Origin of the sequence: Rhodococcus sp. IEGM 27, from assembly GCF_033142305.1 — a bacterium.
GTDB classification, from domain to species: Bacteria; Actinomycetota; Actinomycetes; order Mycobacteriales; family Mycobacteriaceae; genus Rhodococcus_F; species Rhodococcus_F oxybenzonivorans.
In genome coordinates this window covers 702365-717156 of record NZ_JAWLSG010000003.1, presented here as the reverse complement: position 1 = coordinate 717156, position 14792 = coordinate 702365, and the positions used below count along the sequence as shown (strand labels likewise).

Annotated in this window: 15 protein-coding genes; 4 read left to right on the top strand and 11 right to left on the bottom strand. The window is 67.2% G+C overall.

What is annotated here, in order from left to right:
- Window positions 1-32: 32 nt before the first annotated feature.
- The 3 genes from R4P95_RS14255 to R4P95_RS14245 all read right to left on the bottom strand — a co-directional run bounded on the left by R4P95_RS14255 (window position 33) and on the right by R4P95_RS14245 (window position 2622).
- Entirely contained in the window at window positions 33-701 is a 669-nt protein-coding gene (locus R4P95_RS14255; RefSeq protein ID WP_317744103.1) for a vancomycin high temperature exclusion protein, read from the bottom strand.
- Between the two features lie 65 nt (window positions 702-766).
- Window positions 767-1147: a hypothetical protein gene (locus R4P95_RS14250; RefSeq protein ID WP_317744104.1), complete on the bottom strand. Its 381-nt coding sequence runs from the start codon at window positions 1145-1147 to the stop codon at window positions 767-769.
- Between the two features lie 50 nt (window positions 1148-1197).
- Entirely contained in the window at window positions 1198-2622 is a 1425-nt protein-coding gene (locus tag R4P95_RS14245) for an FUSC family protein (protein ID WP_317744106.1), read from the bottom strand.
- Between the two features lie 75 nt (window positions 2623-2697).
- Here R4P95_RS14245 and R4P95_RS14240 point away from each other — a divergent pair, with 75 nt between their 5' ends.
- Entirely contained in the window at window positions 2698-3213 is a 516-nt protein-coding gene (locus R4P95_RS14240) for a MarR family winged helix-turn-helix transcriptional regulator (protein WP_374432977.1), read from the top strand.
- 4 nt (window positions 3214-3217) lie between these two features.
- Here R4P95_RS14240 and R4P95_RS14235 read toward each other — a convergent pair whose 3' ends face one another.
- Both R4P95_RS14235 and R4P95_RS14230 read right to left on the bottom strand, forming a co-directional pair.
- Complete coding sequence (locus R4P95_RS14235; protein WP_317744107.1) at window positions 3218-3691, bottom strand: hypothetical protein; 474 nt, start codon at window positions 3689-3691, stop codon at window positions 3218-3220.
- Window positions 3692-3733: 42 nt separating this feature from the next.
- The gene (locus tag R4P95_RS14230) at window positions 3734-4573 is read right to left on the bottom strand and encodes a DUF72 domain-containing protein (protein WP_317744109.1); all 840 of its coding nucleotides are present in this window, start codon (window positions 4571-4573) and stop codon (window positions 3734-3736) included.
- An 82-nt stretch (window positions 4574-4655) separates the two neighbouring features.
- Between R4P95_RS14230 and R4P95_RS14225 the strand changes: the two genes are divergently transcribed.
- The 3 genes from R4P95_RS14225 to R4P95_RS14215 all read left to right on the top strand — a co-directional run bounded on the left by R4P95_RS14225 (window position 4656) and on the right by R4P95_RS14215 (window position 7412).
- Complete coding sequence (locus R4P95_RS14225) at window positions 4656-4976, top strand: GYD domain-containing protein (protein ID WP_109333912.1); 321 nt, start codon at window positions 4656-4658, stop codon at window positions 4974-4976.
- 58 nt (window positions 4977-5034) lie between these two features.
- Window positions 5035-5889 carry an LLM class F420-dependent oxidoreductase gene (locus tag R4P95_RS14220; protein ID WP_317744110.1) on the top strand — a complete coding sequence of 285 codons (855 nt, stop codon included), beginning with the start codon at window positions 5035-5037 and terminating at the stop codon, window positions 5887-5889.
- A 116-nt stretch (window positions 5890-6005) separates the two neighbouring features.
- On the top strand, window positions 6006-7412 hold the full coding sequence (locus R4P95_RS14215; RefSeq protein WP_317744111.1) for an ABC1 kinase family protein: 1407 nt from the start codon (window positions 6006-6008) through the stop codon (window positions 7410-7412).
- Window positions 7413-7415: 3 nt separating this feature from the next.
- Here the strand turns inward: R4P95_RS14215 and R4P95_RS14210 are convergent, their stop codons facing one another.
- From R4P95_RS14210 to R4P95_RS14185, 6 genes are all read right to left on the bottom strand, one after another.
- On the bottom strand, window positions 7416-8975 hold the full coding sequence (locus R4P95_RS14210; protein ID WP_317744112.1) for a TerD family protein: 1560 nt from the start codon (window positions 8973-8975) through the stop codon (window positions 7416-7418).
- 9 nt (window positions 8976-8984) lie between these two features.
- Entirely contained in the window at window positions 8985-10196 is a 1212-nt protein-coding gene (locus tag R4P95_RS14205) for a TerD family protein (protein ID WP_317744113.1), read from the bottom strand.
- Between the two features lie 63 nt (window positions 10197-10259).
- The gene (locus R4P95_RS14200) at window positions 10260-11168 is read right to left on the bottom strand and encodes an HAD family hydrolase (protein WP_213576143.1); all 909 of its coding nucleotides are present in this window, start codon (window positions 11166-11168) and stop codon (window positions 10260-10262) included.
- Complete coding sequence (locus R4P95_RS14195; RefSeq protein WP_317744114.1) at window positions 11165-12289, bottom strand: cysteine protease StiP family protein; 1125 nt, start codon at window positions 12287-12289, stop codon at window positions 11165-11167. Before R4P95_RS14195 ends, R4P95_RS14200 begins: the two co-directional genes overlap by 4 nt.
- Window positions 12286-13569: a phosphoribosyltransferase family protein gene (locus tag R4P95_RS14190; RefSeq protein ID WP_317744116.1), complete on the bottom strand. Its 1284-nt coding sequence runs from the start codon at window positions 13567-13569 to the stop codon at window positions 12286-12288. The genes R4P95_RS14195 and R4P95_RS14190 overlap by 4 nt, the downstream gene beginning before the upstream one ends.
- Window positions 13566-14786: an HpcH/HpaI aldolase/citrate lyase family protein gene (locus R4P95_RS14185; RefSeq protein ID WP_397517677.1), complete on the bottom strand. Its 1221-nt coding sequence runs from the start codon at window positions 14784-14786 to the stop codon at window positions 13566-13568. Before R4P95_RS14185 ends, R4P95_RS14190 begins: the two co-directional genes overlap by 4 nt.
- Window positions 14787-14792 lie beyond the last annotated feature (6 nt).

Below are 14792 nucleotides of genomic sequence, written 5' to 3'. Positions count from 1 at the left end.
ATACCGAGGCGGCATGTGGCTCACGCCGGAAGTCAGTCCTGGCGTGCGAGGGCCTTCGCGAGTGCATCGTCCCGAGCGGACACCACCGCGGGGTCCCGGCCGGACAACAGGTCGAGCACGGCTTTGGGCCTGGACAGTGGTTCTCGAATGGCGTTCCTGGCCCTCGCGAACACACTGCAGTCGCAGCCCGCGTTGACGCCGTCGGCGTCGATGCCTGCGTCGCGGCACAGCGCGACGGCCCGCGGCACGTGGAATTCCTGGGTGACGATCAGAGCCTTCGTCACCCCATACGTATGTATGGCCCGCGCGCAGGTGTCGTAGGTGTCGAGCCCATAGGGGTCACCGACGATCACATCTCGGTCGATGCCCTTCTCCACCAGGTACTCCGTCATCGCCGCGACCTCGTCGCCGGACCTCCCGCCCGCGTCACCCGACACGAGGACGGCACGCGCGCGGCCGTCCCTCACGAGCTGGACGGCGACGTCGAGCCGGCCGGACAGGTACGCCATCGGCTTGCCGTCACGCACCTGCGCACCGAGGACGATGACCACGGGAGCTGCCGGAGCATCCTCGAGGTCATAGATGTGGCCGGTGGCCTGACGCGACACCCAGACCGTCGACGCGGCCACGACGATTCCGGCGAAGATCCCGGCCACCGCTCCCACCCCGAGCACGCGGCGGACCCACCGTCGTTTCCCCATGCGGGTATCCAACCACAGGCCGGCTCGCCGACCCGCGAATGTTGCTACTGCCCCGGCTCGCTCCCTCAGGGAACCGAGACGGCGTGCGTGTGGGACTGGACCGCCTGCCGAAGTTCCGACCGAGAAAGGGTGCGGGAACCGCACGCGCACCGAGCCGGAATCTGATCATCCTCGAATCTGGAGGCGTCGAGCATGTCGATGTAGTCGGTGCCGGGTCGATCGCCATGATGTCCGGTGCCCGCCCGATCACGTGATCCGTGGCCCCCGGGACCACCCCCGGCGACGACCACAGGGCCCTCGTCCGTCCGGTACACGGTGGCAACGCGGTGACTGGCCGGGCAGGTCACCCGCACGATGGCGTGATCACTGCGTTGCGTACCGAGCGACTCCACGGCTGTCCGCGCAATCCTTCGACGATCCGTCGGTAGAAGTTGTTCTGTGTCCATACAGACATTCCACACCCGATCGGCGCGTACTTGAAGGGTATTTCGCAGTTCTACGCACTCGGCCGGGACACGTGGTGATCATCCGTGCGACTGATGGCCACGGCCGACACGATCACGCCGATCACCACCCCGACCAGAGTGTCGATCACCCGACTGACCGCGATGCCGGGGGTGACTGCCGACCCCAGACCGGTGAGCAGCAAAGCCATCGGGGTGATCACGACGGACGCGAAGCCGTAATTCCTGATGACGACGAGTTCGGTCACCGTCTGCAGTACGACGATCACGACCACCGTCTGCCAGTACCCCAGAGCCGCGGCGATCAACGCTGCCGCGAGGACTGCGCCGGCTAGATTTCCGGTCAAACGCTGGATCCCGCGCTGCACCGTCTGACTGAAAGTCATGCCCTGCATGGCCGCCATCGCACCCATCGATGCCCACAACGGATGCTCCAACCCCACAGTGAGACAGAAGCATCCGGCGAGGAGCGCTGCCACCGCAATGCGGGCAGCACTGACCGCCGCGCCCCGTGACCGCAGCCGGCGCATGCCGTCCGGAAGGAAACGGCCGGCCGCCGGCAGATCTCGATCGGGACCCTCGACCCCGGGAAGCACACTGCGGCGCTTCACCTTGCGAAGTTCGCTCTCGTATTCGGCGAGGGTGTGCAGGGTGGCGCAGTCTCGATCCGACGTCCACCGCTCGACCACCGTTTCCGCGTCGGCGAGCAGGGCGGAGAGTTCACGGACGTGCGCGTCCTGGCGCCTGCCGGTGTGTGCCAGCACCTCCCACGCACGATCGACGGCCCGGCGAGCAGAGGTCAGCGATCCGCCGTCGCACTCACGACCCAGTTCCGACACCGCGGCGAGGGCCCTCGCCACCGCGAGCCGCGCAGGTCCGAGCGGAAGGAAGAAATATGGCGTCATGACGGCGAGCCACCCGACGACCACTCCTCCTGCGACAGCGGCCACAGCCGGTCCCACGTCGGAGAGATTCCTGGCATACCCGACTGCAGCGGTGGCGGCGAAGATCAGGATGACGGGACCAGGGCCGGCGATCCGGAAGGCGGCCAGCAGCCAGGCAGCGGCACCCGCGGCCACCGACATCAGGGCGATCTGCCACCACCCCGCCCAGCCGGCCGCACCGAGCAGTGCGCCGGCAGCGACGTAGACAACCAAGGCGATCCCCACGAAGCCGGCCTTGCGGGCGAGCTGCGGATACGGCTCGTACCGCCCGAACGCCGCCGTCAGCGCACCGAGCGCACCGAGTCCCGCCAGGTTGCCGTGCCCGAGCAGTCCGCCCAGCACCAGCACCAGCGCTGTAGCGGCACCCACGCGTATCGCCGGCGCGATGGTGGCATCGACCGGATGGACCTCGAGCGCTCGACGCCAGGTGGCGGGGGTCACCGAATGCTTCAGCGCAGTGCGGCAGTGTGCGAGTCGACTGCTGTCGGGCACGTATCGAGGGAGAACCTGCATTGTTCGAGCGTAGCTTATACTTCAGTAGTAAAATAGTTGTGAACTAGTGTGAGGTCGGTCGCTACCATGGCTGTCATGAGCAGCACTTCCCGTCCGGACGAGGACTTCACCGACCGCGTCCGACGCGAGTGGGCCGAAACCTATCCCGAGGTCGATACCTCACCGATCGAGGTGATCGGGCGGATCACCCGCATCGGGTCGCGCGCTTTGCAGCAGTTGGACCATTCGCTCGACGAACACGGCGTCTCCCGCCCCGAGTTCGACGTGCTGTGCGTGCTGGCCCGTAGCGGGCGGCCGTTGCGGGCCAGTGAAGTAACCGCCGTGACCATGCTCAGCGGCGCATCCACCACCAAACACGTCGACCGCCTCGGCAGGCTCGGCCTCGTCGAACGCCTGCCCTTCGAGCGCGACGGGCGGGTGGTCCTGATTCACCTGACCGACGCCGGGCGCGCGCTCGTCGACGCCGAGTTGCCGCGAAGAATCGAGCGCGACAGGCGGCTGCTCGACGGTCTGGACGAGGACGAACGCTCAGTTCTGGCCGGGCTGCTCCGCCGCATCGCCACCAACGTCGAGTCCGGAGTCCACCCTTAGCTGATTAGGGCATTTCGACGGTTTCGGCGCGGGCGATCTCGTCGAGCGCCCGCCGCAGGTAATCGGTAGCGGGCACTGCGGCCGTGGCCGACAGGTCGGCGATCACCAGAACTGCCGCCTCGAACACGCGTTCCGGTGATCGCGGATGCTCCTCCATCTCGGTCACCCCGAGTGCGCCCGTGAGCACGCTGACGAAGGCGTCGACCGGGACGGCGGGGAACCAGAGGGCGGCCGCGCGAGCGCAGCGCCCGAGCACGTCCTGTACATCTTCGCCGGTCAGGCCGTCGGGGTGGAGTGTCTCGAGCAGTTCCCGGACGACGGCTGCCAGCACTACCCGAACCTGTTCCGGCGGTGCCCCGGCCAGCTTCGCCGCTGCTTCGGTCAGCGCTGCCGCGTCCGACGAGCGAGCAGCGGCGAGTGCGGTGTCGACCGCTTCGGCAATGTCGCGGGCGACCGTCGGCCAGTGTGTAGGCCACATCGGGTGATCCTCTTTCTCCGGGAGAAGTGCGCCATCACCCTCTCACGGCGGCCCGACACCTCCATTCCCCCGCACGCGCTCGATCAGCCGGAGCGCATCGAACGGTGCATACCCCTTCATGTCGTTGTCGAAGTACACGAACACATCGAGCCCCTGCTCCATCCACCGCTCGATCTTGCGTGCCCACCCGTCCAGCGCTTCGTCGTCGTAACCGCTTGCGTAAAGTTCCTTGTCGCCGTGCAACCGGATGTAGACGAAGGTGCTGGTGGTCGCCTCCACCAACGGATACCGGCCCGCGGTGTCGGCCACCACAAAGGCGATGTCGTGGGCACGGAGCAGTTCGGTCGCCTCCGCCGTGTCGAAGCTGTGGTGGCGAACCTCGAGCGCGTGGCGTAGCGGGCGGTCGGCATCGGTCTCGAGCAGAACTCGATCGCCGGACAGCTTCTCGTCGTGGTGAGCCGCGAGCGCCGCCGCCTCCGCGGTAGTACGCGGAAGCTGGTCGAAGAAGGCGGCCAGGCTCGCCTCGTCGAAGGCGAGTGTCGGGGGGAGCTGCCACAGGAACGGCCCGAGCTTGGGGCCGAGCGCGAGCACACCCGAGGCAAAGAAGTTGGCCATCGCGCTCTCCGCGTTCACCAGCCGCTTCATGTGGGTGATGTAGCGGCCGCCCTTGACCGCGAACACGAAGTTCTCCGGTGTCTCGCTCCGCCACTTCGCGTAGCTGGTGGGTCGTTGCAACGAATAGAACGACCCGTTGATCTCGATGGACGTCAAACGCCCCGCCGCATAGGACAATTCCTTCCGGTGAGCCAGCCCCTCCGGATAGAAATCGCCACGCCAGCCCGGATACGTCCAACCGGAGATACCTATTCGGGCCTGCGCCATATCACGACACTAACGGCGTTGCCCCTTGCGCGCGATCGCTCCCGGGGAGAAGCATGGGACGGACCACAACCGAGGAGGCCCCATGCCGAAATACCTCTGGCAGGTCACGTACTCATCCGAAGGCGCGCAAGGCCTCCTCACCGAGGGTGGCACCGCCCGACGCGAGGCGATCACGCGGATGGTCGAAAGCATCGGCGGGACAGTAGAATCCTGCTACTTCGCGCTCGGCGGACGAGATCTGTTCGTCATCGGCGACGTACCCGACGAAGTCGCGGCCGCCGCTCTCGGCATCCGTACCGCCGCATCCGGTGCCGCACGGTCGGAGTCGGTCATGCTGTTGACGCCCGAACAGATCGACGACGCCGTACGCCGTGAGGCCGACTATCGCGCACCGGGAAGCTGACGGTCCGCCGAGTACGAGTCGCCGGAATGAAAGGCGAACAGGGGAGGTTGCACGCCACATGACAGAGACCACAGCGAATACCCCGCAGCTCGGACAGTTCGGCGTATGGCGACACGCGGGCGGTCTACAGCCCGAGGTGGGCGCTGCCATCGAGAAGGCAGGCTACGGCGCCATCTGGATCGGCGGGTCTCCGCCGGCCGACCTCGAGGTGGCGGAGCGCCTGCTCGACGCCACGTCCACGATCACCGTGGCCACCGGCATCACCAACATCTGGACTGCGCCCGCCGAAGAGGTCTCGGAATCGTTCCACCGCCTCGAAAAGCGTCACGCCGGGCGTTTCCTCCTGGGGATCGGCGTCGGCCATCCCGAACAGCCGGGACTGAACTACAGCAAGCCGTACTCCTCTCTGGTGAGCTACCTGGACGTCCTCGACGAAGCCGGAGTGCCGGCCGATCGCCGGATTCTGGCCGCCCTCGGCCCGAAGGTGCTGGAGCTGTCGGCGGCACGCAGCGCCGGCGCCCACCCGTATCTGACCACTCCTCAACACACCCGCGAGGCCCGCGAACTCCTCGGCACCGGTCCGATACTCGCGCCCGAGCAGAAGGTCGTTCTCGACACCGATACCGCGCGGGCCCGCCCGATCGGACGGGCCGCCGTCGACAACCCCTACCTGCACCTGCGCAACTACGTGAGCAACCTCGAACGGCTCGGGTACACCCAGGAGCAGATCGCCGACGGCGGCAGTGACGACCTGATCGACGCCCTGGTGGCTCACGGGGATACGGAAGCCATCGCCGGACGCCTGCGCGAACACCTCGATGCCGGTGCCGACCACGTCGCTATTCAGGTGCTGCCGGCCGGGGACGATCCGGTTCCCGCGCTTCGCGAACTCGCGGCCGCGCTGGGGATCTGACTTGCGCTAACGAAATAGTGTGACAGCACGTCCCGCATACCGGCAGAAGTCCGGCTCATCGGTCGGGGTAGGGTCCCTGCTGAACGGCAGCCAGGACTGAACGCAAGGTAGGAACTGTGCAAGAGCCAACGGCACGTCCAGTCGGCCCCTACGCCTCGGGACCGCCCGAAGCAGCCTTGACCGTCGACGCCGTCACCCTCGACCGGTTTCGCGGCGCGGAACTGTGGCGAGCGGTGGTCATCGGCGTTGTCGTCGTGGCCTACGTGCTGTTCTCCGTCGCCAGCTGGCCCTTCCATCGCCGCGGGCGCACCCTCGCGGACGCGGCGTCGGAAGGGTTGGTCGACGGTTTCGAGGTGCTCGGCCCCACCTTCGTGAAGGTCGGGCAATTGATGGCGTCGTCGTCCGGGGTGTTCCCCGCCCCGTTGGCCAACGCGTGCCTGCGATGTCTCGACGACGTCCCACCGGTACCCGCTGCCGAGGCACGCCGGGTCATCGAGCAAGACCTGGGACATCCGGTGGACGCACTGTTCGCCGCGTTCGAGGACATCCCCCTCGCCGCCGCCTCCGTTGCGCAGGTCCACGCCTGCGTTCTGCACGACGGCCGGGAAGCGGTCATCAAGGTACAGCGCCCTGACATCTTCCGCCGCATGGTGGTGGATCTGCGCACCGCGTACTGGGGAGCGCGAATCCTCGAGCGGCTCTTCGAGTTCTTCCGCATCGCCAACGCCACCGCCATCATCCGCGACCTGCACGCTGCCACGATGACGGAGCTCAACAGCGCAGTAGAGGCTGATCGCCAGGCCCGATTCCGTACCAACATCGGGGCGTTCGGGGACAACAAAGGGGTCACCACCCCTGAGGTGTACTGGGACTACTGCGGTCCCCACGTGATCTGCATGGAACGCATGTACGGACTGCCCCTCGACCGTTTCCCCGACCTCGCACACATGGACACCCGGATGCTGATCCGCCGGGGCGTGAAGGTCTGGCTCGAATCGGTCATCGTCCACGGGCCCTTCCACGGCGACGTGCACGCAGGAAATTTGTGGGTGCTCGACGACGGCCGTATCGCGATGCTCGACTTCGGCATCGTCGGGGAGCTCCCGGAGTCGTGGCGTCAGATTCTCCGCGACATGTTCTATGCGACGCTGATCGACGGCGACTTCTCCCGGATGGCCCGCGGTATCCGGAGCCTGGGATATGTGACGGACAACCCTGCGACCGACGAGGAGGTCGGACTGCAGGTAGCGGCCGCCCTCGCGCCCCTCCTCGGGCGTGACCTCGGCGAACTGCGCCTCAGCGAACTGATCATGGCGTTGGTCGGGATCGGCAAGAAGTGGGGTGTCGCGAGCCCCGAGGAGTTGGTGCTGTTCGGGAAGCAGCTGGGCTACTTCGAGCGCTACGCGACGGAACTCGCGCCCGGGTGGGTTCTCGGACAAGACCTGTTCTTGTTCCGCAACGTCTTCCCCGACGCGGTCGCCGCGAAGGCGCGCGATCTCGGGATCGAGCTACCGGACGAGTAAGGGTTACCGCCCGGTGAGCGAATCGAGCACCGATGCACGCTGCAGCGGATCAGCGGGAAGCCGGTCGGGCGTGAGGATCCACTGGTTGCCCGTCCACGGGTCGGACACGGTGAGAACCCCCAAAGACGGAACTTGTTGCGCGATTCGCTCGAGCACCGCGACACCGGGGTCCGTCTCCGCCGCACTGTCGTCGCCGACGATGATCAGGGACGTCCCCACTGCAGGACCGTGGTCGGCCAGACGGAGGATGCGCGCAGAATCCTCGGCTCCGTAGCCGTGCGGAAAATCGTTGAGGATAACGAGGCGCGAGGACGGCACTGTATCCGCGATTCCGTTGCGTGCGGCCATTTCTGCAAGGTCGACGCTGTCCGAGAGTGCGGCGAGCCGTGCCGAGATGTCGGCGGCGATAGTCACCACCGGGGCAGCCAGTAGCGCGGCGAGCGGCTCGGTGAGAGCGCGCAACGAACCGCTGAGGTCCACGACTTCGAGCGTGGGCGTTGCCGCGGCGGATGCCACCAGCATGCGTACCGCCAGTGCGGCGACGACCGGCGCGGCCTCCGCCGAGTCCCCGACGATCCACAGCGGGCGAGCCAGCGGATAGTGCACACAGAACGGCACCCGAAGGTCGCCGAGATCGGGTGCGGACAATTCGCCGAGCCGCAGACCGTCGGTCCTCGCACTGCTCGCGTCCCGGGCTGACCACGAGGTCGATTCGAAGGTGGCCAGCGAGCGCGGCAGCAGCGGGTCGATGACGCGGAGTTCCTCGGCCAACTGCGTTGTCTCACCCGCGAATTTCGACTGCGCCTCGGCGAGGAGCGCGTCGTGACGTTCCTGGGCTCGGGCCTGCAATCCCGCCGCGGCGGGGCTGTTTCTCGTGGACTGGTCGGCCACCGACGCCGACAGCTCGTCGTCCAGCCGTGCCTGGGCATAGTCGCGGGATGCCCCGAAGGAGGCGGCAGAGCGAGCTGCATCCTCGAAGATCATCCACGCCCGCTCGAACGAGTGGGCTGGGTCGAGAGGCACGGCGGCAGGTCCGGCAGGCGTGGGGGCAGGGACTGTCGGCTCGGGCTCGTCCACCTCGACCCCGTGCCGGGTGAGCAGCTCCGCCAGGCCACCGTCGTAGCCCTGCCCGACGGCCCGCACCTTCCACGCGTCGCCGCGGCGATAGAGCTCGAGGCAGATCGCCGCCGTCTCGCTGCCGACGAGCGGCACCTCGAAAGCGACCAGCGGAGCGCCGTACTCGTCGGAGAGTGTGGCCGACAATCCGCTACGAGGGAGGGGTGTTCCCTCGTCGGTCGCCGGGTCCACACTCACCACACAGAGCACCGCCGAAGCGGTGCCGTCCACCTCGCCTAGATCCAGCCGAATCACGTTGCCATCGTCGAGAGTCACGCCGGCCGCGGATCGAGCGTTGTAGAACACGAAGTGATCCGACGACAGCGCGCGCAGGTTCCCGTCGACCACGAGCACCGACACGTCGATCGGGCTCGCGTTCACCGCCTGGAAACGCACCGAATGCGAAGGCAGCACCGTGTTCTGGCCGGCCGCGAGGTGAATCGTCACCGCCCTGCCCTAGATGCCGAGGAAGCGGGTGAGTTGCGGAGCCGCTTCACCGGCGTGTTTGGCCTGGATGCCCTCACCGATTGCCTGGAGCTTCCATTCGCCGCCGACGCGGTACACCTTGGCCATCACCATTCCGGTGAACGGCATGCCACCCTGCAGGGTGAACCGGGCCAGCTCCGCCTGCGAGGTGCTGTCGACCAACCGGCAGAAAGCGTTCTTCACCTGTTCGAAGGTGTGCCCCCGGTAGGAGGTCACGATGAAGACGATGCTGGACACGTGCGGCGGAATACGGGTGAGATCCACCATGATCACCTCGTCATCGCCGGCGCCCTCCCCGGTGAGGTTGTCGCCCTGGTGCCGGATCGAACCGTCCTTGGAGGCCAACTGTCCGTAGTAGGCGACGTCGACGAGGTTGTTGTCGGCGAACAGCACTGCCGACGCGTCGAGATCGACGTCTGCGGAACGGCTGCCGAACATTCCACGCTTCTCGACGGGGTCCCAGCCGAGGCCCATCTGGATGTACGTGAGCGCGACGCCCCCCTCCTTGCGGAGAGTGACCTTCTGCCCCTTGGTGAGGCTGACCGGCCGCGACTTGGTGAGACTGACCTCGGCCGGGGCGGCCGGCGCAGCCGGAGGCGGAGTGGGAGCTGCCGGAGGCGGAGTGGGAGCTGCCGGTGTCGGTGCGGCCGGGGGCGGTGTGGGTGCAGGTGCGGGCGCGTCGTCGACGGAGACGCCGTGATCGGTGACGAGTGCCGCGAATCCGCCGGCGTATCCCTGGCCCACGGCCCGCACCTTCCAGGCACCCTGACGCCGATACAGTTCGAGAGCGATCACGATCGACTCGGAGTTCAGGCCCTCGATCTTGTACTCGTACAGCGGGTTACCTGCACCATCGGCCACCCGAGCGGTCGGCGGTGCGAATCGGCCGAAGTTACTGTTCGTGTCGTCGAGGGTGATCACCGCGCGCACCTGCTCGATGTCGGCGGGCACCGACCCGAGCGCCACCTTCAGCGAGGCCGCCTGACCGGCAGGTCCCGGAACCAGCTGGACACCCGGACCGCTCGGCTGGTTGAAGAAGACGAAGTCGGCGTCGGAGCGCACCTTTCCCGATTCGGTCACGAGAAGTGCGGACAGGTCTGCGGCGGCCGTCAGTTCGAGAGAGACGACGACCTCGTTGACGCTCAGTGGGCCGTTCTGACCCTTGGAAAGCGGAGTGGACACTGCGTGATTCCTTCACTGTGGGGAGCGTCGGGTTCGTCCCGTTCGACCGGTTTGCCTACCAACCTACAAAAGAGAGGTGACCGACGTCGCCGCCGCACCGTGGGCGACGCGCGCCGACATCCACCGGAGAATCTCCTCACCAGCGGCGATGCCGCTGCTCTCGGTGATCGACAGCGTCGGATGCTGCCAGTTCGCCAATTCGAGTTCACCGTGGCGTGGGCGGATCGCGGCGTCGGCGGCGCTGAGCATGTTGGCGTCGAGCGCACCGTCACCGGCTGCGAGAACCGGTGCGTCCGGCGGAAGCACGCCGTCGTCGATCAGCCGCGAACGAACCTCGGCGACCGCGAGGCTCTTACAGACCGCGTTCGGCATCGTGTAGATCTTGCGACCCTGCTGCGACGCACCCCATCCCCGAGCCGCACACCATTCGTCCCACTCCTCGACGAATCCCGACGGCATCGCTTCGGGATCGACCACCAGGTAGGAAAACAACTCGTCGGCGACGCGGAAAGTGCGGACCCAGCTGTCGTCGATCCGGCGACCCAGTTCGGCCCCGACCTCCTCGAGTGAGGCGCCATCGGCCGCGAGCGCGGTCTCGACACCGGTGCGCCATTGCTTGTCGGGTACCCCGTCGACCAGGATGTTCCCGCCGTTCGTGGTGATGGCATACCGCCAGGGCGCGCCGGGCAACTCGATCCGCTGGAACTGCACGATGGTTCTCGTCGTCGTGGGGACCACCACCGCCGAAGCGGTGAGCTTCCTCAGCATGGCCTCAGCGGCGGAGGTGACGTACGACAACGGTTTTCCGTCGTACACCTCGACGCACAACACGTCCTCGGCGTCCGGCGTGGACGCCACGTCGGACTCGGCCGTACCGAGCTCCATCGCGGTACGCGAATAAATCATGGTCCGGTCGAGGTCGGTGGCGATCAGCGCCGTCCTGCCCGAACTTTTCGTGTCCTGCCTGTTCATGTCACATCCTTGATGAGGCCCATGCACGAATACGCCAGGTCGGGCACTTCCTCGACCGGAACCGAGCGCGCCGCGGCGAGCAGTCGAATGTGCGCGTGCTCAGGCGCGTCGAGGTCGCGAACGAGTACACGCCACGGCACCCGTCGCAGCAGCACACGGGTGGTCTCGCCGACTCCCGGTTTGACGAAGTTGACGGTGGAGATTCCGTACTGCTTGCGGATTGCCTCGACGGACTTCCAGCCGTCCCAGGTCGGTGTCCTGTCACCGCGGAGCAGCTTCTCCACGTCACCGGGAACGTGTTCGCGCACATCGGCGAAAGCGGCGGAGACAGCGTCGAGGAGATGATTGGACACGTCCTCACCCGCGAGGTGGGCGTAGAACTTGGCGCCGTGGAAGTCGCCCGGCCCGATCAGGGTGTCGTTGAGGACCGTGCGCGACACCAGTCCGGAGACCGTCGAGTTGAGGCAGGCGGAGGCGATGAGGAAATCGTCGCGGGTGCCGAACGTGCGTACGCAGTGCCCGGGGTCGGCGAGGACGGCGAGGTCGTCGTCGAAAACGGCACCCCCGGCGTCGCGGTACTCGGTGAGCGCCTGCGACAGCTCGCGCGCGATGGCGCCCTTACCCGTCCAGCCGTCCACGAACACCACGTTGCGGGAATCATGATGCGCCGCAATATAGTCGAGGGCGGTCGCATCGATACCGCGGTCCCGGACGATCGAGACGGCGTAGTGGGGCAGCGTCGCTCCGGCAACCTCGCGCGCCCACCGCCGCATCAACACACCCACCGGGGTCCCGGCGCGCGCCAGCGATACGAGTGTGATGTCCCGGCCTCGTTCGGCCAGGACCAGTTCGGTCACGGTCCCCACCGCCCGGGCAAGTCGGATGGCACTGTCCTGCAGGACCTTCTCGAACAGCTCGCGGTACTCGGCGTCCGGCTGATACTCGATCGGCAGGGTTTCGGCGTAGTGGGCGTCACCCGCCTGGATACGCCGTTCCCGCTCGGCCACGTCCGCCTCGAGGTTCACGTGGGAGAGGTCTTTGAGGAGCCACGCCACCTCTTCGGCGGCGTACGACCCGAAATCGGGTCCGGTCAACGGGTCGGGTCCGATCGGGCCCGTCACGACGACGCACCCTCTCGTGCGGCCCGTAGCCGGGCGGGGTCGGCTCCCGACACCACTGCAAGCACCACGTCGGTGCCCGATGCGGTGAGCACGTCGAGCAGGCCGCCTTCGGAAGTCAGCCGGTCGGTGTCGGCCGGCGCGTCGACCATCACGACCACCACGGCATCTTCGTCCGGCCACTGGGCGTTGTACAGGAATCTGGGCTGTTCCTCACCGGATTCGGGTGCGGTGAAGCGGAATCCACGGCGCAGCGGATATCCGGCCTCGTTCAGCACGTACGCCGGCGACCGCGTCGTCGTCTGGAATCGCACCCGATGGCCGAACGTCGAGAGCGCTTCTGCAACCCTCAGCGGCAAGTACATCAACTCCTCGTGCCCGACGACGATCACGGGGCGCCGAGAATCGAGACGTTTACCGAGTGCGGCAGCCACGGATCCGACAGCGTGATCGAAGGCGGGAACGTCTTCGCTCAGGAATCCGTGACGCCCTCCGTCGGGAACCGTTGCAGGCCATGCCAGGTCGATGCGCTCGACCGTACCCGCCCGTTCGGCGACGCCATTGAGCACCGGGTCGGGAAGAGCGGCGACAGACGACACCAGCCCGTCCGGGAGCTCGGTGCGGCCCTGCGCCAAGCTGACACTGTCGATCCGCACACCCAGCTCCGCCGCGGCGACGTCCATGGCGTCGCGATGCTCCGAGGTACGCATGTCCACGAGCGACGCCACCACGTAGCGGCTTCGCGGGTTGTGCCGGTGCAGTGCGCGTATCGCGTCGACGGCGGTGGCCCCCGTGGAGATCTCGTCGTCGACGAGGACGAGTGGCAGGTCGTTGGCGAACAATTCGCCGCTGGTCGGTTGCAGCTGGTGGCTGGTGGCGTGGGAGTGCCCTTCCTCGAACCCGGCGAACGTCCCGACCTGCGGGACGTCACGACGAGTCGAGTGCAGGTAGCACCGGGCGTGCAGCCGGGCGGCGACACAGTGCCCGAGGCCGGTCGCGGTCTCGGCGAATCCGAGCACCACTGGATCGGCGTCCGAACCGAGTACCTCGGCAACCAGGTCACCGAGGGTGTTGCCCGCGGAGATCACCACCCCGGGTTCGGTGGGCAGGTGCTTGCCGAGGACCGTCGAGACGAGCAGGTGCGCACGGCGCGGGTTGCGGCGCAGCCCCGGCTCGATCAGCTCGGGAACGGTGAGCCCGACCGCCGAATCGACGTGGGCGAGCGTCAGCCCGAGATGCTCGGTGGCCCAGGGCACCTCACGTAACGCGGTCGGTGACGTCATCGGACGGCCAGAGCAGTCAACAGATCCACGAATGTGATCCCCTCATTTGTCACGCCGAACACTTTGGCTCGGACGAGCGTCTTCTCGGCCCAATTGCGATGAGGGCGCATCTCGTTCATCTTGTTGCGGTACCCCGAGGCGCGCACCCCGCCGACGCCGTCGGCGCCGAGGATGTCGAGAGCGTCGTGGTACTCCTCGTGCGTGACCGCGGACAGGGCGTGCACGGCGGCCACGTGGGTGGGATGGATCACCGTTTTGCCCTGGATACCGTTGGCCCGGTCGAGCGCGATTTCACGGAGTAGTCCGTCGAGATCACGGCTCACCAATTGCTGACGGAACCGCACCTCGTCGTGTTCCTCGAACGGAGTGGCGCGCAGCGTGGGCCGGAACATCCGCTCGTGATCGGCGAAGTACTCCCACACCGGTCCGGTGATGACGTGCCCGGTGTCGTCGCTGCGCCCGAGGTAGTTGACGATGGCGGCGATCGCGTCGGCCACCACCCGGACGTCGTAGATCGTCAGGTCGCGGTCACGTCTGATCCCGAAGGTGCCGCACATGTCGGTGGCCCCGACCCGCACCGCGAGGATCTGATAACGACGCTCGGCCAGCAACTCGCCGATACGCGCGAGTTCGTGGTCACGGGTCTCACGGTGTACCAGTTCCGGCGATTCGAGCACGGGCATCGCGTACAGGTGCTTGCCGAGACGATCGGACGCCGCGGCCAGCTCGTCGAGGAATTCACGGCCGGTGACGCTTCCGAACTTCGGTATCACGAACCCGGTGAGGACCTCCGCGCCCGTGGTCAGCAACTCGGCGATGCGCCGAAGATCCGCGGCCGCCCGCACCCGCACGAACAGCTGCAGCCGGGCACCACCCGAAGCGGCCAGCCGGTCGAGCGCGTCGACGGCATTGAGCAGCGCGAACTCCACTTGATCGTCGGCAACGGCGTCCTCGAGGTCGAGGACCATCGAGCACACGCCCTCCGCGGACCGGCGACGCACGATGTCCGCCAGGTCGGACCGCGTGGCCGGCACGTACAACGTCGCACCGAGGGCGACGGCCAGCACCACCCTGTCCTCGTCCGGCTCCAGCGACTGCGGTGCGTGCAGGAACAACCGTTCGTGGGTCTGTGAGTCGAGGTGGTGAAAGTGCCGTACCCGCGGCATCGTTGTACGTGGTGCCACGGCGCCTGCCGCGGTCTGTTCGCTAATACTCATCGTCCC